We start from the raw sequence: 20,630 nt of genomic DNA, 5'->3' as shown, positions 1-20,630 counted from the left end.
CCTATCTGTCCGGGTCATGCCTCGAAGCCAGCTCGTTCCTCCTCGTCGCCAGTTGGACGCACATCAACGGAAAACCATCAGCGCCTATGTCAATCGCTGCCTCGTGGGAAACGTGTTTGACTGGTGCCTTAAAAGCCGCGGATCGCTCTGAAATCCTTGATTGATCCGATGGACGTAAGCCCCCCGTACACAGACTAAAATGTTTTACGCGGGTTTTGTTCAGCATTTGGCTCAATAGTTTCAGCTTACTCCGTATAATAGGTGTCAAGTCCCGCAAGATTGTGAACCCTCTTGCGAAAGAGATGGGGATGGGACATTTGCCAGTTTTTGAGAGCCTGAATCGGGGTGAGATGGCCTAAGGCCCGTTGAGGAATGTGATGATTGTACAGGTCGACATAGCGGTACAAGGTCGTTTCCAGATCGGCGGTTGAATCGACGTGATGGGTTTGCAACACCTCCTCGATGCGGCCATTGAAGCGTTCCACCAGGCCATTCGTTTGGGGCCGGCCAGGCGGAATCAGGCGATGTTCGATGGCCTGTTCGGCGCAGAGTCGGTCAAACTCATGCGTCCCCGAGGGCTGCCGAGTTCGGGTCAAGAAACGGTCGGTGAACTCCGAGCCGTTGTCGGTCAGACATTTCTGGATGCGGAAAGGCGCGGCTTGAATCACCGCTTTGAGGAAGGCCTTTGCACTTAACAGGCTGTTGAAATTCGCCGCCATGCCTTCGGCTTTACCCTTTATTGACGGCTTCATTTTGAGTGCTGAAGGTCCTTTTAGCTCTGAAATCCCGGTTCGAGCCAGTTTTCATCCCCCCGCTTGGGGGTTTTTGCCACCTTTCGGCGACTTTCGGGCAGACGCCCGCCTAGGCCGTCGACCACCGCCAGCCGAACAGCCCACCCAGCCGGGTCAGGTTGTAGGCGGCGAACGTGAACACGGTCTGGGCCGCCACCTTCTTCAAACCCCGGAACCGGGTCTGGCGTAACCCGCCCACGGTCTTCGACCAGCCGAAGAGTTCTTCCACCCGCTTGCGCCTCTTCTGACTGATCCGGTAGCCGGGATGTCGGGTGGTGCGGCCATCGATGGCGGAGCCTTTGTCCTTCCGGGCGACATGCGGTGTGACCCGCCGTTTCCGGAGAGCGTGCACAAACTCCGGCACGTCGTAAGCCTTATCCGCCCCGACCGTGGCACCGGGCTTCGTGACGGTGCGGCCAATCATGATCTTGGCCGCGTCCCGTTCCGCCGTGCCGGTGGCGTGAGTCACCTCCACATCCACCACCAGGCCGCTCCGGTTTTCCATCAGGGCATGGCCCATGAAGCACAGTTGGGCTTTATCCCCTTCGCTTTTCTTGTAGAGGCGAGCCTCCGGATCGGTGGTCGAGGCGTGGGTCGCGTTGGAGCGCTTCTCACCCTTGAAATCGACCGTGGGATTTCGGCCACCGTCCTCCGGCGGGGGCGAGGAACCCTCCTTGTTCACAAAGCTTTTCATCGAGGCCCACGCCTGGATCAACGTGCCGTCCACCGAGAAATGCTCGTCCGACAGAAGGTCCTGCCATTCCGCGAACTGCACGACCCGCTCGAAAAACTGCCGGGAAATCTTTTTGTTCAGCAACCGATCCCGGTTGGCGCTGAAGCTGGAGTGGTCCCAGACCTCGGCATCCAGGGTCAGCCCGACAAACCAGCGGTACAACAGATTGAATTCGATCTGCTGGGCCAACTGCCGCTCGGAGCGGATGGAGAATAAGACCTGGATCAGGCTGGCACGCAGCAACCGCTCCGGCGGAATCGATTCCCGGCCGGTTCGGGCATAGAGGGCATCCAATTCCGAGTCCAGCGTGGTCAGCAGACGGTCGACCACGGCCCGGAGCTTGCGAAGGGGATGAGCCTTGGGGATCCGCTCTTCCAAGGTTCGATAACTGAAGAGTTCTTGCTGGGTGATGTCGGCGCCGCGCATGAACGAGTCCAACGCATCTTGAAATAATATTATTTTGCCATGACAAACAATCGTTTATGCCTATTTTAGGCGATCCATCCAACGAATTTATGCGGCTTCCAGGACCGAGAAAATCAACAGCCTGTTAAGGCGGTGCGGTTGGGCTTGAGGGCGACATACACTCAGCGGGTGGCGCGGTCGATCGCGACGAACAGGTATCGGCGAAGTTCGCCGTCAATAGCCGGCAAGTACTTGACATCCACGTGAAGGAAGCCGGGCTCGTAGACCTTGAAAGGCTTGAACGTGGTCTTCTCCGCAGGGGGGAGCAGGGCCTTGAGGGAGGCCACCCCGTGGCGGCGCAGGCAGCGGTCTAGTCCGGAACGGGACACGGCGGGATTGAGAAATTCCCGGGTCACGGCCAGGAGATCATCCAAGGGGAGGAGCAGGGATTGACGGAGATAGACCACGATGGCTTCCTGGGCGGGCGTGAGTGTGGTCCTGAGAGTGTGGGGCCGATGCGAGGCATCTTCGACCGAGGAGCGGTGTTTCCACTTGTGGACAGTCGTTCGGCTAATGCCATGCTTTTGGGCCAAGGCGCGCTCGCTCAACGTGGACGCTTGAATGGCCTGCCGAACGGCCGGGGTGGTACGGGCATTCAGGATTAATACGCCATTCGGGTGCCCGCTGATTTTTACGTTTCTTGCTGCGAACCCTGCGGGGCACTTCACGCGTCCAAATTAGCTCCTGGCTGATTTGTCTTTGGGGCACGCTTTTTGGCAGACAAAGGCAACCTCGGCGGAAGCGACTATTCCGCCAGAGACGGAATGGGACGAACACCGCTCGCTCGAAGGGGGATGGTGCCCAGAAAAGGACGTTGTCACCGGACCGTCAAAAGGCACCCCGGATCGGGTTTGCCGAAGTCACTCGCCTGCGTGGCGAGACTCGCTGCCAAAGACAGCTTCCTTTTCGAGCGTTTATCAGCGGTGACGACGCTCATGTCGCAATATATACGTGGCCGATTCCTGGGTTACTTTTAAGCGTCAGATTGAACTATTGTGGGAGACAACGATGAACCTCGACCAAGAGCTGTCACAAATCGAGCGGACTTATATGGGCGAATGATATCGAGGTTTATCGTCGGACGTTTCTTCCGGATGCCGTGATCATCTTTCCTGAAATCGGCAGAATTGACCTCGAATTTGCTTTGAACGCGATCCATGAGGAGAATGTCGCCGGCCATCGTTGGGCTGAGGTCGATCTCCAAGATGTGCGCGCCTTTACGCTAGCGCCGGGTGTCGCGCTACTGCACTATTTGGCTATCGCCCGGTGGAACTTTAAAAAGGAAGCCGAGAAAGCTCTGTGTGCAACGCTCTACGTCAAGCGTGACGGTATTTGGCGCATCGCGTTTCACCAACAAACTGCTGCTTGATGGCGTGTAACGTGAAGTAATAAGCCGCTGGCGAAAGGCGAAACGTCAAGGAGCGACGCTATAAAGCTGGTCAGCTTTACCGGCCTTTAGCTGATGCCGTCTGGGAAGTAATCCCTATTTCCGATCGAGAGGAAATGTCTCTCACAGTACGGTTCCTCGCGACCTCCATCCCGCACTTTTTCGGGCCGTTGGGATCGATGATTCGCCAAACTAAAGCATCAAGAGCAGGATAAGCCTCATGGCCGTGAGTAGACGCTTCAAGTTTCGTCCAGTTTAAGTAGCGGTCTGGCAAGCAATACTTCGGCCGGTATTGTGAACTTCGGCGGAGAATTCAAGATCAAAAATATACTGTGGGCTGAACGGTCGGAGATTGAGTGGCATGACGTCTCGATCCGGTGCTCGTTGTGGCTTCACGTCATATTGGTTCAGCCCAGTTGTTGTCGTATCTGTCCCTGGCAGACTACACACCCACCGCGACAACCGAACGGATGACCGAATTTGAGGAGGGAACCCAATCGTTTTTCGTATCGATTCTTAGCTGGGCAACCGATCGGTTGCGCACATGACAACGCCGGTAAAGGTACGGTCGGTTCCCTTTTGACCGAACGTACGAATACGCCGACGCGGGCGCTCCGAGTCGGGCATGGACTGCACCTTCGGTTGCGTTAGGCAATCCGCCGTGCATTTTCAACAATCCTAACTATCAAGGAGTGAAGTTATGGAACTAAAGCTTATGAAAATGCTCATCTTATCCGTGCTTTTCAGCTTAGGCGTAACTGGAGGAGCCTTCGCACAGGGTCAGGAGGAGGCTCCGGTTGCGGGCACGACAACCATTGGTGTTGCGGTCGAGCAGACCGACATTGTTACCAAAGGTTGGCGAGTATCGAAGCTGCTTCGCCAGCAGGTCTACAACGACAACAATCAGAAGATCGGCAAGATTGAAGACTTCATTGTCGCCCCTGACGGATCTTTATCGGTCGCCATCGTCGACGTCGGTGGATTTCTAGGTATGGGAACACACCGCGTCGCCATCCCCGTGCAGCAGTTCAACCAAGTCACCCCCAAGATCGTTCTGCCAGGAGCAACCAAGGATTCGCTGAAAGAGGTGCCCGAATTCCGGTACAGCAAGTAACCGACTGCGGCCGCCTCAACGAACCATCGGAGGCATTTCAGCCGCGGATGATGCAGGATTGTAGGCATCCGCGGCTACTCCGGAGATTGTGGAAGCCGGCGGTCCAAACAAGGGAATATCCTTCGAGTAAAGGTGCAAGACTTCGTTTTTCGCTTCTGTAAAGACAAAACAAAGGCTCATCTTTAATCTCCCCGAATAAGATGATTTCGTGGACCGTCGTTTCGCCTTGCGTTGGTCCGTCCCGTTAGCAACGGTCGAGTGCAATCCATCAAAGTTTAGCGCCAAGGAGTTGCTCCGCAGTATTCATACGTGGCTTATAGCAGCCAAACCAAAGCTAAGATCGAAGTACCGTAGGATGCGCTGAGCGAAAGGAAGCGCCCTTCAACTTTGCTCAGAGCAGGCATCGCTCACGATTGATTCAGTTCATGTCACAAATCCGTGTGCGGCACCGTGCGGACAGCTCCGCGTAGAAATTGCCTACCCTACCGATTTGTCGTACCTCAGCGCCCTCTATTGCATCCCGTCGCCCACTCCCAGTGGTCAACGAAGCCCGAGCGCACCCTCCCTTTGCCGCGACCAAATCCATATCGCCCGTTATGCGGACTCCGCAGGCTTACCTACACTATCTGCATCCAACCCGATACAAAAAACAAACCCCGGAGAACAAGAATGAAAAGCGATCCAAGCGGCAACCAGCCGCGATTTGACGGAAGACCTGCGTCGCACTGTTCTAGAATGTCTCGACCAAGCCTGTCGGCGGTACTTTCGATTCTCTCACTCACCTTCGCCCCCATCGTGGCTCTGGCCTCGGGCGATGGGTGCGATTTCTGGTGCGGCGAGCATCCCAATGCCTATTTTCTTACGCCCGACAACGATAGCCGCGGTAACCTGGGCTTATTGCTCGAAGATCGGGGCGCCGTTCGTTACCGGACAGAGGCCATTCCGTTTCATTACAGCGATTTCATGGACCCAGCGAGCCCGAGCACGGCGGAATCCGAAAACGGCGTCTCATCTTTGGCGGCCGAGCTCGGTGTCGCCAGCGATAGTGTTGCGAGCGCTTTGCAGCGCCTGGAGGCAAGCGGGTACGGCCGTTGTTTCACCGACAACGCCCAAGCCATCGAGGCATTTCTGAGGGCGGTCAAAAGCGCTTCCCTGCCCGGCCAGGACGGGATGCTGCTGGCTCAAGAACGTTTGCGCTTCGCCGGTTTGTGCGAGAAAGCCATGGAAGCCTTTCAGCCGCTTCCGGTATCGGACACAGCCAAGCCCTATGCCCATTATCTCGAAGCAGCGGCGAAGTTCTACGCCGGCCAGTACGAGCCGGCTCTGACCCAGTTCAAAGCCCTTTCGGCCGATGCACCGGATTGGGTGCGGGAAACGTCGCTTTACATGCTGGGGCGGGTGGCCCTTAACCAGGCGCAAATCCGGTTCGATTTGTGGAGCGAACCGAGCGCGGAGAATATCGACAAGGCGTTTTTGGACCAGGCGGCAGCCGCCTTTGGCGATTACCTGAAAGCGTACCCGCAAGGGCGATATGCCGAATCCGCGAAGGGCTTGTTTCGGAAAATTCACTGGCTAGCGGCGGATAGCGCGGCGCTAGCTGCGGATTATCAAGCCTGGCTGGCGGCCCTGGGTAACGGCACGCCAAACGAAATCGTCCTGAGTTTCATCGACGAAACGGAGCGCAAGGTGGATCCGGCCGGGAACGCCGTCGACGCCCTCTGGCCTTCACCGGTTCTCGCAAGTCTAGGGACCTTGGCCTCCTGGCGGCCACAGGAGGAAGGCAGCCCGCAGAAATCTCCGGTGGAACCGGCCGATCTCGCCGTCCACCGCGCCGAATTCGCGAACGCTGGCCTTGAACCGCTCCGGTCTTACCTCGGATTGGCGCATGTTTTCTGGGTGGAAAAGAATTATCCGGAGGTAATCCGGCAAACCGCATCCGAGCAAATCGCGGCCAAAGCGTCTAATCTGGCTTACAGCCGCTGGGTGTTGCGCGGCCTCTCGCTGATGGCACTGCGGCAATTTCCGGAAGCCGAAAGCCATTGGCTGGAAACGCTAAAAACGGTCGAGCATCCCGGGCAGAAAATACAGGCGCAATGGTTGTTGGCCTTGACCTGGAACGAGACCGGTCGGCTGGACCAGGTTTACGCCAAGGATTCCCCCGTCGCCGTTCCCGAAATTCAGGATTACTTCGTTCACAAAGCCACGCCCGCTTTGTTGGAAAGCCTCCTGAAGCGCGACGATTTGCCACCTCACGCGAGATCCCTGGCCTATTTTCGGTTGGTCGGCCAATGGATACGGCGCCGCAATTTCCAGGCGGCCGAGCAGCTTCTGACCGCTTATCCGCCCTCTGGATTCGAATTGTCGCGCGACAAGCTTGCGCCGCTATCTTATGAAGGACGGAAGGACGGCTATACCTGTCCTGCCATTAAGGAGTTGCTTGCCGCTCTGCAGCAGAACCCAAATTCGGCTCGCTGGCTCAACTGTATGGGAGATTTTCTCCGCGCCTCGAGCTGGAATTATCCGGATCCGGCGATAGCCGATGAGGATCCCGTCCAGTTCGGCGTCCACCACTGGCACGAAGCCGCCGACTACGGACTGCCGGCGACGAAAGCCGAGGATGCTTTCGGCGGAAAGGTCTATACCAGCCTCGACTATTATCAGGAGGTCATTGAGCGGCGTGACGCGAAGAAAACTGATGAAGACGTAGCCTATGCCTTGCACCGGGCAACCACCTGCTTCGCCTACTCGGGCTACAATCGTTGCGGCGACCAAGAGGTTCCCAAGGCGCAACGAGGGGCATGGTTCAAACGGCTTAAGACCCAATACAAGAATTTTCTCTGGTCCAAGGAACAGAAATATTATTGGTAAACGAGCCGCATGATCGCCGTTTGGCGGGGAATTCAAAGGAGGATGGCCCCTCCTCTCGTCCTAGACGCGGGTGTCCAGATAAACCCGCAAAACCGTCATTCCGGCAGAGATTGCCGGAATCAAGAGACCAAGGATGGCGAGGCGTCTACATCCCTGTCATCTGGACCCCGGCAATCCCTGCCGGGACGACGCCCTTTAATCGAATGGAAGTCGGGCATGACTAGCCCGGCGAGACGACGTTACCCGGACAACACTTTTCCCATGCGTTGAAACCGCCCACCAGATCGATCGTATTGCCGAATCCCTGCCCTTGCAGAAGGCTGGTCGCGATCGACGAGCGGTAACCGGTCCCGCAGTGGACCACGATGGGGCGGTCGTGGGGCAGTTCGCCGCTGCGCTCCGCGATTCGGTTGAGCGGAATATTGACGCTGCCGGGGATGCGTTTTTGTTCCCATTCGTTCTCGGTGCGCACGTCTAGGACGAGCGGAGGTTGCGCCGAAGCCAGTTTTTCCGCCAGTGTCGGAGCGGTAATGCGGTCGGTTCGCCGGATAAGATCGGGTCGCTGGTCCAGTGCCTCCATGCCCCCTCGGAGATAACCCACGACATTGTCGAAGCCGATGCGCCCGAGCCTCATCGCGGCTTCCTGCTCTCGGCCAGGCTCGGCGATCAGTACAATGGGACGGGTGCGGTCAAGCAGCGTGCCAGCCCAGGTAGCGTAGGGACCGCCGAGTCCGATGTTGATGCTGTCCACCAAATGCGCGCCCGCGAAATCCGCCGACTCCCGCACATCCAGTAGTTGCGCTCCCGCCCGTTTCCTTTCAAGCACCTCGTCGAGCGAGAGCGGCTGCAATTCCGCCGCTAGAGCCTCTTCGAGGGTGGCGCGTTCCTTTCGATTCAGCAGCGCGTCATAGGAAAAATATTTCGGCGCTTCCGGCTGGCCGGCCGTGACCAGGCGGATGAACTCCTCCTTGCTCATAGGCTTCAGCGCGTAGTTGTACTGCTTCTGCGCACCCATGGTGGAAAACAGATCGGTACTGAGATTCTTTCCGCACATAGAGCCTGCGCCGTGCGCCGGGTAGACCAGCGTCTCGTCGGGCAGGGGCAGCAGCTTTTCGTGCAGGGAATCGTAAAGCATGGCGGCCAGATCTTCGGCCGAAACACCGAACGAGGCCAGCAGATCCGGGCGCCCAACGTCACCAATGAACAGCGTGTCGCCCGTCAGTACGGCATAGGGAACATCGTCACTCTTGGCCAGATCGTAAACCACGATCGAGATCCCTTCGGGGGTATGACCCGGGGTTTCCAGAACCTTCAGGCGAACCCGCCCGAATTCAACGACATCTCCGTCGGGATGGGGAATGAACGCGTATTCGGCGTCGGCCCGCGCCCCCAAATGGATCTTGGCGCCCACACGATCCCGCAATTCCAGGTGTCCCGCGACGAAATCGGCGTGGAAATGGGTCAGGAACACATGGCGAATCTCGAACCCTTGGCGGCGCGCCTCTTGCAGATAGTGCTCGACGTCGCGTTGAGGATCCACCACGACTGCGGTTTTCGTCTCTTCATCGCCGATGAGGTAAGAGGCGTGGGCGAGACAGCCCAAGTAGAACTGCTTAAAGAACATGTAAGCCTCCTATCGAGTTGGTGAGGGGCATCCATTTGGACACGGTATAACGGTACGGTGATCCCGCTTGGCTCCGCCATCCTCAAGCATCGAGAGCGTATGGCACCGTGGATGATGCTTGTCCTGAGCATTCGTTCCCGCGAATGATGCGGTTCGCTTCGCTCACCACATCCTACAACCGCCATTCCGTAGGGTGCCGTGAGGAACGAACCGTGCCGATCGCGCCCGCGAATGATGCTTATCCTGAGCTTTGCCGAAAGGCCGTTCGCTTTCTCACCGCATCCTACGACCGATAACCTGTAGGGTGCGGTGAGCCAAGCGAACCGCACCGGCCCCGGCTCCGCTCACCACATCCCGCAGCAGAAAACCCGTTGGGTGCGGTGAGAAACGGACAAACCGGCAGGATTGATGAAAAACATCCTTGTTTTTCACCCTTACGGGCGCTCCGCGTCCCAACCCTCTCCCGGAGGATTGGTGCCGGTTTACTCGTCTCATCCCTGAGACTCGCCCTTCGGGCCGTGCTCCGCACGTTCCCGTTCGTTCCCGACGAACGGGTGCACGGCAAAGCCGCCCGTAGGGTGCCGACCAGGATGGTCCGGCATGAGCCGCGCCGAGCACCCCGCTTCGACTTCGCTCCGGACAGCCGACCCGCCCACCGCACTGCCCGGCGCGTCCAAAGGCAGTTTTTACGATCATGCAATTTCCTTCCTGAGATCAAGTCTAATCCGCTACCCATTGAGCGACGGCTCGGTGCCGCAAGGTTCAAACTGGGACTATCCTCTCTCGAACGAGTAGTTCGAGATGCCCTATCAGAAACGGAGCACGAATCATGCGACGCATCTATTTCCTGGTACCCAACATCGAAACGACCAAGAAAATCGTGGACGAGTTGCTGCTGGCTCGGATCGAGGAGCGCCACATTCATGTACTGGCCAAGAGGGGCACCCCTCTGGAAGACCTGCCGGAAGCTACTTTCCTCCAAAAAACGGACTTTATCCCCGCCTTGGAGCAAGGTCTGGCGTTGGGCGGCGCGACAGGGCTCTTGGCCGGGCTCGTAGCGATCGCCTTGCCCACCGGATTGGTTCTTGGCGGCGGCGCACTGTTCGCTATCACCTTGGCGGGAGCCGGCGTTGGAGCCCTGGCGTCGAGCATGATCGGCAGCAGCATCGGTAACCGAAGGATCGAGCAGTTTCAGGAAGCCATAGAACGAGGCGAGTTCTTGCTGATGGTCGATGTGCCGCGAGACCGCGTCGAAGAAATCGAGGCCATCATCAAGAAACATCATCCCGAGGCCGAATGCGAGGGCACCGACCCGCACACCTTTCCGTAGTGTATTGCCACATGAAAGCCAACCGGGCTTTTCAGACTCAACACGGTCGTGGAATTGCTGATGAATTCGAACTTGACGGATCGGCTGACCGAAGCGCTCGATGACGAATACAAGGCGCACCGCGTATCGAAAAATCATCGAAAAATTCGGACCGATTAGTCCTTTCATCAACATTGTCGAGGCCGAGGAAAGACATGTCGCCGCCCTGCTCTCGCTGTTCGACCGCTGTGGTTTGCCCCGCTGACCGGCGAACGTGACGGCCCCGGATACGCGGGCAGAAGCGTTCCGCTGTGCGGTCGAGCCCGAGAAAGACAATGTGGCGTTATACGACGGTCTGCTTGCGGCCACTGAGGAACCGGGTGTTCGCCGGAGCTTGCAGAATCCTCAGTCCGCCTCGCGTGATCGTCATTTGCCGGCCTTCGAATGTTGTGTCAGAAGGGGCCGATGAGACTACTGTCCGACCTAGGCCGAAAACGAGCCGTACCTCAATCCGGTCGATGAGTTTGGTTTCCCGGCACCGCAGGCCAGCGAATGCCCATAAACCAATTCAACACCGGTCGACCTTGTCCAGAAAATCACCGAGCAGGTCGGCCACCTGATCGGGCTTCTCCACCTGGGGCAAATGACCGCAATCCGGCAGTATCTCGAGCCGTCCCTGAACGAGCCTCTCGACCGCCGCCCGGGCGTGCCGCACCGGAACGATCCGGTCCCTTTCTCCCCACAGAATCAGGGTAGGCACCGTCAATTTGGACAACTGGCCCAAAAGGAGCTCGCGTTGACCTCTCAGATTGATTCCACTCGCGGTCGTTGCCGCAACTGCTTCCAAAAAGCCGGGCGTTCGAGCCATTCGATGCATCCGTTCTCGCCAGCCCGACGGGCTGCTGCCGGCGATCAGCAGGGCCTCCAATTGGGATACCCAAAGCTGGGCTCCAAGCGGGGTTCCAAACCAGCGCACCGCCATGTTGCGCATCCCCGGCAGACTAAGCAGCCGCATCGACAGACTGACTGCGCGCCCCAGGCCGGCGCTACCGATGAGCGCCAAGGCGGACACCCGAGCAGGCTCGGAAAGGGCGAGACGCAAGGCCACTAACCCGCCGAGCGAGTTGCCGACGAGACAGGCCCGTTCCAGACCCAAGGCATCCAATAAAACCAGCGTGAACCGGGTGAACAATTCGGGCGAGTACGCGACAGCCGGCTTATCGCTCTGTCCGAAACCCGGAAAACTCGGTGCGATGAGCCGATAACGCGGTGTCAGATTCCGCATCACCCACTGCCAGGTCTGGGCACTGTCGGCGATACCGTGAAGAAAAACCACGGGCGGCCCGTCCCCGGCGGTCAACAACTCCGTCGAAATAACCGTGTCCGGCAAGGTGATGTCGAGCCTATGTTCTTCAAGAGGTCTTTCCATGATCGTCGCATCTTGTAAGCTCAGGAACGGTCCTTGATATATTTTGACCGTTCGCCGAGGACTTTCAGTCGCGATGTGGACGCTTTTTCATGATCTTCAATCAGGCCCATAAATACCCTCCTGGTATTTACGGGCCGCCGCCCAGGCCGGTCACGCCCAGCCTGGGCTCACGCGGTTTGTCGCCGCGCCGGATTAACCCGGCCGATATTATTGGGTCGGGTTAATAGCTTTGCGCGCGACCGCTGCAACGCAAAGAATCGAGCCCGATCAAATCAGGACGAAACCCATAGTGAGGAGAGCCGGAATGGACGTGCAATTGATTGAAAAGGACAACGCGAAATGGGCGCTGATTCCGTATGATGATTACCTATCCCTCGTAGAATTGGCCGAACTGGCGATCGACATGACCTCCGACACGAACACCAAGGAGAAGGTCGCGCCGGAGGTGGTGCAACTTCCCGAAGAGTTAAGAGCGCGGCTTTTGGGCGGAGAGAATGCCATACGAATCTGGCGCGAGTTCCGCAGGCTGACGCTGGCGGAACTGGCCAAGCGGGCGGGCGTCACTGAGTCGTTCGTCGCGCTCGTCGAACGGGGGCGGCCAACCTGCCGGATCGACAAGCTCAAGCGCATTGCCGAAGCGCTCGGGGTGCATCTGGAACAGATCATCGTCGGCGACTGACAAGCACGGCGCCCGGCGTGCCGCCCTCGTCTGGCCAAACTCGAGCCATCAGGATGCTTTTGAATTCTGGAAAAACCAGTCTCCAAGCGCTTTGATAGAGAGCGGAGGGCTGAAGTAAAAACCCTGCGCCTGATCGCAGCCTACTTCTCGCAAAAACGCCAATTGCTGTTCGGTTTCCACACCCTCGGCGATCACCAACAATCTGAGGCTGTGACCCAGGCTGATCACCGCACGGGTGATGGCGAGATCATCTTGGTCGTCGATGATGTCCCGCACGAAGGATTGATCGATCTTCAACCTGTCGATCGGGAAACGCTTCAGATAGCTGAGCGAGGAGTAGCCTGTTCCGAAATCGTCGATGGCCAGTTTGACGCCCATGTCCTTGAGCTTGTGCAAGCGTTTCTGAATTGAACTTTCTCCTTGCATGACAATGCCCTCGGTCAATTCGAGCTCCAGATACTGAGGTTCCATGCCCGTTTCCGACAAGACTCGCTCGACTACGTCCTCAAAGCGCTGAATGAACTGGGGCGAGGCAATGTTGACGGCGACCGGCACCTTTTCGAAACCGAGGGACTGCCGGTACACGTTTTGCCGGCAGGCTTCATGGATCACCCACTCGCCGATTAGCACGATCAGACCGCTGTCTTCCGCGATCGGAATGAACCGGCTCGGCGGCACTCGCCCCCATTCCGGATGCTGCCAGCGAATCAGTGCTTCGAGACCGACCAAGCGATGTGTTGCGATATCGTATTGAGGTTGAAACTCGAGCACGAATGCGCCGTGGTCCAGCGCCTGCCGCAACCCGCTTTCGATCGTAAGCCGCTCCAACACGGCAAAATTCATGTCTTCGGTGAAGAATTGATAGGTATTGCGGCCTTTCTCCTTGGCTTGATACATGGCGGTGTCGGCATGCTTGACCAGAGCTTCCACGTCGCTGCCGTCCCGAGGGTACACGCTGATGCCGATGCTCGGGGTGGTGCTTAACCTGTAATCCTCAATGAGGTAAGGTTGCGCTACTACCCCCAAAATTCTTTCGGCAGTTTGGGCAGCCTCTTCGCTCCCGGTCTCCGGGAGCAGTACCACGAACTCGTCGCCTCCCAGCCGGGACACGGTGTCCGATTCTCTGAGACAGCTTCGCAAGCGGCCCGCGATGCTGCGCAAAAGCCCGTCGCCCACATGATGCCCCAGCGAATCGTTGACCATCTTGAACCGATCGAGATCGAGGAAGAGCAACGACGTTTCCTTGTTGTCCCTGGCTGAAAGCGCGAGCGCTTGCGCCGCTCGGTCCATCAGCAACGCACGATTCGGAAGGCCGGTCAACGGATCGTAAAAGGCCAGACGCTGAATGCGATCCTCCACCCGGCTTCGTTCGATGGCGATAGCAGCGGTGTGAATCGCCGACTCGACCAGCCTCAAGTGCTTTTCCGACGGCCACTGCGGTTCGCGAAAGTAAACAGCGAAGGTGCCAAGAACGTTCTGCCGTGCGTCGAAAATAGGGGTCGACCAACAGGCGCGAAGCCCGTATTCCTCGGCAATGTCGCGATAAGCGGCCCAGCGGGGGTCCGTCCGAATATCGCTGACGATCACCGTCTGCCGATGAAACGCCGCAGTGCCGCAGGACCCGACCGAAGGGCCGATGGCAAGGCCGTCGATCTGCCGGATGTAACTGTCGGGAATGCTGGGTGCGGCCCCATGCCGCAGATGGACGCCGTCCTCATCCAAAATCAAAACCGAGCAGAGTATTTTGTCGTCCTGCTGCTCGATGGTACGCGCTAGGGCGGTCAGAGTGTGTTCCAGAGGCGCGCCGTTGGCGATCAACTCCAACATGTCCCTCTGGCTGCGCACCAGCGCCTCAGCACGTCTCCGTTCACATTGTTCGATCACGAGCGCGGCGAGATTGGCCACGGCGATAGCGAAAAAACGTTCTTCCGCCGTCCAGTTGAGCGGTTCGCCGGTGTGCTCGCAGCAGAGAGCGCCCTCGACACGCCCGAACACGTGGATCGGCACGTCGAGCATCGAGGTGATCCCGAAAGGGTGCAGATAGACATCGGTGAATTGAGCAGTGAACGCATGATGCCGCGCATCGTCCGCCACGATAGCTTCTTCGGTTTCAAGCCCCTCGAAATAATTCGGAAAATCCTCGCGCCGCAATATCATCCCACTGCTATGCCGTTGCTGGGAACGCTCGTAAAGATCCATACATTTAATGGCGAGCCGATCCTCGGAGAACCGCCAGACACTGATCCGTTCGATTTCGAGTTCTCTGGCAGTGGTTCGAGTCAGTAGGCGAATCGCCTCCAAAGCGTCTTCAGCAGAAAAAATTTCGCTGCGCGTCAGCGAGGCCAGCGCGCGCTGTTGTTCCAGCAGGGAATTGCGGCTTCGCCTGAGCCGCTTCTCCGCTGGCGTCTTTAGTTGTTCTTTCATCCCCACCCCCATGGAGCGCGGCTCGCGCCGATCGCGTGTAAAGTCCGAAAACGGACTCGGCATTTCGCGTCTGGCCTGGGTCGAACCGTCTCGAATCGCTGCGTTCGTTATGACCGATCAGAGCGCAGCTGGCACTGATCGTTATGTAGTACTTTTAAGTATGGGAGATTTGGATCAAGCTATCGCGACGATACGATCCCCGCCCCACCGAAAGAAGAGATTATCGCGAAAACGGCGCTTAGGCACGCCCTGGCGGCGAAAATCACCGGACTCGGATCGGCCAATGGGCGTCTAAAAATGGCTTGGATGGTGTTAGAAAGCGGGCAGGAATGATGCAAGGAATCCCGGCAAACGGCTGAACGTTGCGGGATTTCGTCCTACAGCCCAACTCGCCCAAATAGGCTCTAAGTCGTCCCGTTCCATCGAGTCGCTCGAACAGGCATCGAATTCTCCAGGTGAGCAGTTCTTCATTCGCCTGGCCGGCAATACCCAAAGCGCCATGGATTTTATCCGAATACCGCCAGGTCGAGTGATCGAACTCGGGACAGTAGTCGAAATCTAAATTGTTTTTTTGAAGACACCGCAAACGTTCTCGGTGAGTTCGATTTTCTTTATCCTTACCGTTCGTGAAGTACGTAAAGTCTTATTCGAATCGCCTTCACCTCTACCGTCTCCCAGGGGGAGAGGAAAATCCCGTAGCTTTACACTTTCTTCACAATTGGTCAAAACAGTGTACCTTAGAACGGAACCAGGACGGTTTCGCGCTAAACCATGGAAGAGCTATGAAGATGTCGTTCCCCACCTTTCCGATCCGCCGATGGCCCCTGATCATCGTATTGGCCGTCATATTGCCTCTTACGGCCTGTAGCAGCATTCGGTTCGGTTATAACCATGCCGATACCTTTTTGATCTTCAGGCTGGATCAGTACTTCGATCTCGAACAATCACAGAAACAACTCGCCAAAGACCGAATCGGCGCACTATTGGCCTGGCACCGCGCGACGCAATTGCAAGATTATGCTGCCTTGCTCGACGAGATCCGGGCGAAACTGAACGGACCAGTCACGCCGTCCGAGATCATCTCTTTTCAAGACAAGATCCGGCAGAGACTGGAAACGCTCGGCGAACGAGCCGCGCCGGAAATCGCCAAACTGGCTTTGACGCTCAAGCCGAGTCAGATCGCCCAGGTCCGGCGCGAGCTAGACGAGGATGCCGCGGAATTCCGCGAAGAATACGGGTATTCGCATGACCCTTCGAACGATAACCCGCAAGCTAGGGCAAAACTTGTCATCAAGCGTGCCGAATTTTGGCTGGGCAAACTCACCGAGCAGCAGCGAGCCATGATTCGGCAAGCCACGGCCGAGAGCGATAGCGGCAACTACACTTGGGCAGACGAACGCGAAGCCCGGCAACGCGAATTCCTAGCTCTGTTGTCGAAAATCGAACGGCAAAAGCCACAGGAACGGATCGCAACCGACTGGGTGCGTGACTATTTCGCGGAACTGGCCCATCAGACCGACCCGCAACGACGAGCGTTCGTCGAAACTTCACGTCGTGCGAATGCAGAATTGATTGCCAAATTGCTTAACTCAGCAACACCGAAACAGCGGATCGCGTTGAACGAAAAACTGCAGGGCTATGCCGCCGACCTCGCTGCATTGGTGGAAGAAAATCGTCGGCTCGGACAGCACATGTCGCCGCTACCATCGGATGAACTATCGGTCAGACCCGAAGCGAAGGCGTCGCAACGCCCTCGATAGCGCCGATTTCCGCTGGGACTGTGAACTCTCAATGCGGCTGACCGGTCGATAGCTTTTTTGGAAAACAACCATCGAAACGCCTCCAGACCGCCGCAAACCGATTCCGTAAACAGAAAGGCCCTAGCACAGACACCACCGCCAGCACGGTTTTACAGCCGGTCACCTAACGGTGGAGGAACCTGTGTGCCTTTTCAGTGTCGGGATGGAGAAGCTATTCGAGAAATCCTATGGAGCGATGCGATCATGGTCCGATTAAGCTTCGAGTCTGTTGTTCCGGAACACGCCGTTACCTTGGGCCCGGCCCCGTATTTCCGAATCAGTGGCCCTCTCATCCGTCAAGGTCCGCATAATGACATCGTCGGCCGCTATCAAGGCCATTTCTGGGAGATTCAGGGCAATTCGTTTTCTCGATGCGACTGCCGCACCGGTGCGTCCATCCACTTCGAGGACAGCTTCGGAGCCGCATCGGAACGTTTTGGTCCTTTCCACCACTTTTTCATCTCCGACGGAACCGTCTATACCGATCATGAGCCGTTTGCCCGCTACGTCGAAGAGACAGGGCGTTGGCGGCATTGCGCCACGAACCTGACTTGGCCCGTTGTCGTCATCCGCTAACCTCCGAGCCGGCGAATCCGAGGCGCCGGTGAAAAGCGACTTGAAAAACCAACGCTGTCGCGCTCCGTTTTCACCGCGTATCGTTCGGTCGAGGAAAACGCCGAGTCTCGAGGATTCATGAAAACATGACCGTGTCGTGTTCGTCGTCGACACTAACCTGAACCGTTTTCCCTCCGTCAAACGTGGTGAGCTCGGTGCAAATCTGCCGCCGGTGCGGATTGTGGCCAATAAGATACGGTGTCGAACAGTAGATATGGTTTTTTACACAGATCACTGCGCGATTGGACTCTTCCGCACCGTCTGACACGCCTTTGAGCTGCGTCAGGTACAAGGCAATCAAGACGCCGCGATTTGGCACACAGCTTGTTTGCCCTTTCGAGGTGCGCTCGCGGTCGGCTTTTTCTAACCTCGGCGAGTACGTGATGGCGTGGCCGACCGCGACCACATCGAGCGACCGTGGCCGAGATGCGAGTCGGAAGCTCGTTTTCGAAAACCCAGCTATTTCCCAACATCCCTCGTGAAAAGCCAAACGACTGTTCGCTACAGAGGCTCCGACCCCACCCCGCTCCCCGTTAAACCCGCTTCGAATCCGGGTGCCGATTCATGAATTCCTCAGCGCTCGGCACCGAAAGCGTGTTCTCGGTCACGCGGGAGGAAATTTTTTCCTTTCTCATGCGCCGGCTCCGATGTCCGGAAACTGCAGCGGATTCAGCCCAGGAAACGTATCTGCGCCTACACCAGAGCGAGCGGCGCAATCCCGCCGAAATCCGCGCGCTACGGATACCGAAACGATCAATTTAGACCCCATCCACCACATCGAAGCCTATTGAGGCGCGACTGCCCTAGAATACGGGTAAGCAACCTGGGGGCGTCCTCAATTCGTGACCCCGACAGGCTATACCTCGGATCCACTGAGGGTGGCATGACCTTGGGCACGAACGTCAACGTCAAACCTCAGGTCAGTGGTGGCGGCGTGCTGGGTAACGGTTGGGATGCTTTCGGCTCGTTCTCTTACATCAAGCTCAACGGCAACCGCAAGCATAACGAGCAAGACCTGTTCTACGGCTACGGCAATCTCGGCTACCGGCGGGACGATCGCCACGAAACCCGCCTGCATGTTGACCTGCAGGATTTCGATTACGAGGGTGTATCCGCGATCACAAAAGAAACAGCTGAAAAAAGATCCCTATCAGAGCTCGAGCACGGGCGTCCCTCCGACCGGTTTTCCGGCCTATCGAGTCGACCGACGTCACATTGTGTTGCTTAACGATGGCAAGTACTGGAAGACCTTCGTCGACGGCCGCAATCTCACCGACGAGCACTACGCCGCCTCGGTCTTCGTCACCGGTGTTGCTAAGGGACAGGACATCGCCCAATTCAATCCCGGCGCAATGCACATGGTGTTCGCAGGTTTTGAATATCGGTATTGACCTGCACCTTGTCCATCGCCACTCGGCTTGGAACGAAGCCTGAGCGGGATGTCGGTCCGGATCATGAGAGCTTCGGTCGGAAAAACAGTGCTCACGCAAATTCCACTCAACTTTTCGCGGAGGCGGGCTACAATGAGTACATCTACGTAGCTGCATTTCCAACCGCGATCCCGGGTTGGTTGAGTGCACGGCGAAAAACGTCAAGAAAATAATCTTGAGCCGGCTTGGGGGTTCGTCGAATGACTCAAAGACTGATCCAGCGTCTTCTGGTGGTTCTGCCTGTTCTTCTAGCAGATGGCTGTTCTGCACCTTCCACGAAAATCCAGCGGATTCATCACGGAAATTTCGACCAGAAAGCCGTTGCACCTACCCCCAGCAACACCGGATCGATTTTTTCGGTGAAGCGCTCTCCTGGCAAGCCATCGCGGTACAACGCCTCTGCCTACATCCCGGTCGCGTCGGGCGTGTTCCCCAAGCCTCCAGGCTTGGAGCCCCAAGTCGCCTTCTGGCGCAACGTGTACAGCGTCTGGAGCCGATCTCAGGTCGTCCTGCACGACAATCGTTTCATGGATCTCATCTACGAGGTCATCGACCTACCCGGTGAGATCAAAGAGGGCTATACGCCTATCCAAAAGGCCCTGGTAGAGGAACGAAAAGCCTATTGGCAGTTCCGGCTGCGCGATCTGGAACAAAAAGTCACGTTTGGGAGGCCGCTGACCGCGGATGACCGAAAACTGGCCCTAAAGATCAGTCCGAACGGCAATCTCAGAACGTTGTTGGCCGGCGCGAGCGAACGGCTTCGCGCTCAGCGTGGCCTTCGGGAACGCTTCAAGAGAGGTTTGGAAATCAGCGGTCGTTACGACCGCCATTTCAGGGAAATTTTCCGTCGGGCCGGTCTTCCCGAAGACTTGGCGTTTTTGCCGCATGTGGAATCGTCGTTCCAGGCGAACGCGCGTTCGTCGGCCGGAGCCGTGGGTGTGTGGCAGTTCACGCGCGCGGCGGCTGAACGGTTCATGAGTGTCAATTCCGCGATCGACGAGCGCCTCGATCCCATCGCTTCGGCCCAGGGGGCCGCTCGGTATTTGCGCTATGCCTACGATAAGCTCGGCAGCTGGCCTCTGGCGATCACCTCTTACAACCACGGCATTGGGGGCATGATGCGGGCCAAACAGTCATTCGGCCACGACTTCATGCGTATTGTTGCCGAATACGATCACCCATTATTCGGTTTCGCGTCCCGTAATTTTTACGCCGAGTTTCTCGCTGCCCGTGAAATAGCCCTTCAGCCCGAGCGTTTTTTCGCCGAAGGGATTCGATATGAAAAACCTCTGAACTGGGATCGCGTCGTACTAACGCAGAATACCCCCGTCTCGACCCTGGCGCGTCACTACGAGACTGACAAGTCGCAACTTTTCGCCCTCAATGCGGCCTGGACCGAATCTGCGAAATCCGACCGGACGCCCCTGCCCGCCGGCACGACGGTCTGGCTTCCGCCCGGCACGCTTCAACAGCTCGCCCAGCGGGCGGAGCGGAATCGTCTGGTGGCGCAGAACCAGCCTATTCTTCCGACATCGCCCAACGTCCGGGTGAACTTGCCGGAAAACCGCCGGACGCCCCGTTCGGCGATGCCATAGAGCATTTTTCAATCCGCTATCCGGCATTGCTGAATCGTCCGTTATGGCGCTCCCGAGCATCGCCGGCGGGGCGAGCCCTATTTCAAACGCACTTGCTGCCAAAGGCGGCTTCCTTTTTGAAGCGTACGCCAGCGATGAAAGCGCTATAAGAAATCGATTACACCGACTCTGACCTGACCCTGACGTGTCCTCAATAACGCGAAAAACGGCGTTGCTTGCTGAGAAACACTCGCCTCGGAACAGCGCGCGGCCGCACCGAGTTGGATTGCGAATTCGAGCAATTTTTTGAGTTAGGGCTAGCTTCTTTAATGAAATTAGAGTACGCTGCAATTAGTTTGTCGCGGCGCAAGACCGGTCTGCGCCACGAG

General features: G+C 57.4%; 16 protein-coding genes and 2 pseudogenes. 11 read left to right on the top strand and 7 right to left on the bottom strand.

Translation table 11 applies throughout. The features are described from left to right. Positions 1–245: 245 nt before the first annotated feature. From QEN43_RS01705 to QEN43_RS01695, 3 genes and pseudogenes are all read right to left on the bottom strand, one after another. Positions 246–692, bottom strand: a pseudogene (locus QEN43_RS01705) (integrase core domain-containing protein); the annotation flags it as partial. A 169-nt stretch (positions 693–861) separates the two neighbouring features. Continuing rightward, a complete protein-coding gene (locus QEN43_RS01700) occupies positions 862–1,950 on the bottom strand; it encodes an IS5 family transposase (protein WP_317963642.1) in 1,089 nt (362 codons plus the stop codon). A gap of 164 nt (positions 1,951–2,114) precedes the next feature. Continuing rightward, positions 2,115–2,591 (bottom strand): annotated as a pseudogene (locus tag QEN43_RS01695) (IS481 family transposase); the annotation flags it as partial. Between the two features lie 497 nt (positions 2,592–3,088). Here QEN43_RS01695 and QEN43_RS01690 point away from each other — a divergent pair. The 3 genes from QEN43_RS01690 to QEN43_RS01680 all read left to right on the top strand — a co-directional run bounded on the left by QEN43_RS01690 (position 3,089) and on the right by QEN43_RS01680 (position 7,358). Further along, the gene (locus QEN43_RS01690; RefSeq protein ID WP_235726617.1) at positions 3,089–3,358 is read left to right on the top strand and encodes a nuclear transport factor 2 family protein; all 270 of its coding nucleotides are present in this window, start codon (positions 3,089–3,091) and stop codon (positions 3,356–3,358) included. A 718-nt stretch (positions 3,359–4,076) separates the two neighbouring features. Next, positions 4,077–4,490 (top strand): PRC-barrel domain-containing protein, encoded by a 414-nt coding sequence (locus QEN43_RS01685; RefSeq protein WP_026610549.1) that lies wholly within the window; start codon positions 4,077–4,079, stop codon positions 4,488–4,490. A gap of 735 nt (positions 4,491–5,225) precedes the next feature. Further along, a complete protein-coding gene (locus tag QEN43_RS01680; RefSeq protein ID WP_026610548.1) occupies positions 5,226–7,358 on the top strand; it encodes a tetratricopeptide repeat protein in 2,133 nt (710 codons plus the stop codon). 220 nt (positions 7,359–7,578) lie between these two features. Here QEN43_RS01680 and QEN43_RS01675 read toward each other — a convergent pair whose 3' ends face one another. Further along, positions 7,579–8,982, bottom strand: coding sequence for an MBL fold metallo-hydrolase (locus tag QEN43_RS01675; RefSeq protein WP_026610547.1), 1,404 nt, complete (start codon positions 8,980–8,982; stop codon positions 7,579–7,581). A gap of 829 nt (positions 8,983–9,811) precedes the next feature. Between QEN43_RS01675 and QEN43_RS01670 the strand changes: the two genes are divergently transcribed. Beyond that, positions 9,812–10,312: a DUF1269 domain-containing protein gene (locus QEN43_RS01670; RefSeq protein ID WP_026610546.1), complete on the top strand. Its 501-nt coding sequence runs from the start codon at positions 9,812–9,814 to the stop codon at positions 10,310–10,312. A gap of 100 nt (positions 10,313–10,412) precedes the next feature. Next, on the top strand, positions 10,413–10,556 hold the full coding sequence (locus QEN43_RS01665; RefSeq protein ID WP_202901145.1) for a ferritin family protein: 144 nt from the start codon (positions 10,413–10,415) through the stop codon (positions 10,554–10,556). A 303-nt stretch (positions 10,557–10,859) separates the two neighbouring features. Here the strand turns inward: QEN43_RS01665 and QEN43_RS01660 are convergent, their stop codons facing one another. Beyond that, complete coding sequence (locus QEN43_RS01660; protein ID WP_317963641.1) at positions 10,860–11,720, bottom strand: alpha/beta fold hydrolase; 861 nt, start codon at positions 11,718–11,720, stop codon at positions 10,860–10,862. A gap of 304 nt (positions 11,721–12,024) precedes the next feature. On the opposite strand from QEN43_RS01660, the gene QEN43_RS01655 reads away from it, so the two are divergent. After that, positions 12,025–12,399 carry a helix-turn-helix domain-containing protein gene (locus QEN43_RS01655; protein ID WP_026610544.1) on the top strand — a complete coding sequence of 125 codons (375 nt, stop codon included), beginning with the start codon at positions 12,025–12,027 and terminating at the stop codon, positions 12,397–12,399. A 48-nt stretch (positions 12,400–12,447) separates the two neighbouring features. Here QEN43_RS01655 and QEN43_RS01650 read toward each other — a convergent pair whose 3' ends face one another. Then, on the bottom strand, positions 12,448–14,823 hold the full coding sequence (locus tag QEN43_RS01650; protein WP_317963640.1) for a sensor domain-containing phosphodiesterase: 2,376 nt from the start codon (positions 14,821–14,823) through the stop codon (positions 12,448–12,450). A gap of 782 nt (positions 14,824–15,605) precedes the next feature. Here QEN43_RS01650 and QEN43_RS01645 point away from each other — a divergent pair. Next, positions 15,606–16,583, top strand: coding sequence for a DUF6279 family lipoprotein (locus QEN43_RS01645; protein WP_026610542.1), 978 nt, complete (start codon positions 15,606–15,608; stop codon positions 16,581–16,583). 243 nt (positions 16,584–16,826) lie between these two features. Continuing rightward, the gene (locus tag QEN43_RS01640; RefSeq protein ID WP_026610541.1) at positions 16,827–17,198 is read left to right on the top strand and encodes a hypothetical protein; all 372 of its coding nucleotides are present in this window, start codon (positions 16,827–16,829) and stop codon (positions 17,196–17,198) included. A 115-nt stretch (positions 17,199–17,313) separates the two neighbouring features. Here the strand turns inward: QEN43_RS01640 and QEN43_RS01635 are convergent, their stop codons facing one another. Then, entirely contained in the window at positions 17,314–17,643 is a 330-nt protein-coding gene (locus tag QEN43_RS01635; protein ID WP_036268927.1) for a hypothetical protein, read from the bottom strand. A gap of 477 nt (positions 17,644–18,120) precedes the next feature. Between QEN43_RS01635 and QEN43_RS01630 the strand changes: the two genes are divergently transcribed. The 3 genes from QEN43_RS01630 (at position 18,121) to QEN43_RS01620 (ending at position 20,262) form a co-directional block, all read left to right on the top strand. Continuing rightward, positions 18,121–18,465: a hypothetical protein gene (locus QEN43_RS01630; protein ID WP_036268924.1), complete on the top strand. Its 345-nt coding sequence runs from the start codon at positions 18,121–18,123 to the stop codon at positions 18,463–18,465. Then, positions 18,455–18,628 (top strand): hypothetical protein, encoded by a 174-nt coding sequence (locus tag QEN43_RS01625; protein ID WP_156912779.1) that lies wholly within the window; start codon positions 18,455–18,457, stop codon positions 18,626–18,628. The genes QEN43_RS01630 and QEN43_RS01625 overlap by 11 nt, the downstream gene beginning before the upstream one ends. A 239-nt stretch (positions 18,629–18,867) precedes the next feature. Continuing rightward, positions 18,868–20,262 carry a lytic transglycosylase domain-containing protein gene (locus QEN43_RS01620; protein ID WP_051331744.1) on the top strand — a complete coding sequence of 465 codons (1,395 nt, stop codon included), beginning with the start codon at positions 18,868–18,870 and terminating at the stop codon, positions 20,260–20,262. Positions 20,263–20,630: the final 368 nt, after the last annotated feature.

It is taken from the genome of Methylocaldum szegediense (genome assembly GCF_949769195.1).
GTDB lineage: Bacteria > Pseudomonadota > Gammaproteobacteria > Methylococcales > Methylococcaceae > Methylocaldum > Methylocaldum szegediense.
This window is presented reverse-complemented; position numbering and strand designations above follow the sequence as displayed.

Excerpts from the sequence above, each read along its gene's own strand:
- QEN43_RS01660 (WP_317963641.1), bottom strand. The coding sequence starts at position 11,720 with ATGGAAAGACCTCTTGAAGAACATAGGCTCGACATCACCTTGCCGGAC.
- QEN43_RS01640 (WP_026610541.1), top strand. The coding sequence starts at position 16,827 with ATGGTCCGATTAAGCTTCGAGTCTGTTGTTCCGGAACACGCCGTTACC.
- QEN43_RS01655 (WP_026610544.1), top strand. The coding sequence starts at position 12,025 with ATGGACGTGCAATTGATTGAAAAGGACAACGCGAAATGGGCGCTGATT.
- QEN43_RS01670 (WP_026610546.1), top strand. The coding sequence starts at position 9,812 with ATGCGACGCATCTATTTCCTGGTACCCAACATCGAAACGACCAAGAAA.
- QEN43_RS01620 (WP_051331744.1), top strand. The coding sequence starts at position 18,868 with ATGACTCAAAGACTGATCCAGCGTCTTCTGGTGGTTCTGCCTGTTCTT.
- QEN43_RS01675 (WP_026610547.1), bottom strand. The coding sequence starts at position 8,982 with ATGTTCTTTAAGCAGTTCTACTTGGGCTGTCTCGCCCACGCCTCTTAC.
- QEN43_RS01685 (WP_026610549.1), top strand. The coding sequence starts at position 4,077 with ATGGAACTAAAGCTTATGAAAATGCTCATCTTATCCGTGCTTTTCAGC.
- QEN43_RS01650 (WP_317963640.1), bottom strand. The coding sequence starts at position 14,823 with ATGAAAGAACAACTAAAGACGCCAGCGGAGAAGCGGCTCAGGCGAAGC.
- QEN43_RS01665 (WP_202901145.1), top strand. The coding sequence starts at position 10,413 with ATGACGAATACAAGGCGCACCGCGTATCGAAAAATCATCGAAAAATTC.
- QEN43_RS01680 (WP_026610548.1), top strand. The coding sequence starts at position 5,226 with ATGTCTCGACCAAGCCTGTCGGCGGTACTTTCGATTCTCTCACTCACC.
- QEN43_RS01700 (WP_317963642.1), bottom strand. The coding sequence starts at position 1,950 with ATGCGCGGCGCCGACATCACCCAGCAAGAACTCTTCAGTTATCGAACC.
- QEN43_RS01645 (WP_026610542.1), top strand. The coding sequence starts at position 15,606 with ATGAAGATGTCGTTCCCCACCTTTCCGATCCGCCGATGGCCCCTGATC.
- QEN43_RS01630 (WP_036268924.1), top strand. The coding sequence starts at position 18,121 with ATGACCTTGGGCACGAACGTCAACGTCAAACCTCAGGTCAGTGGTGGC.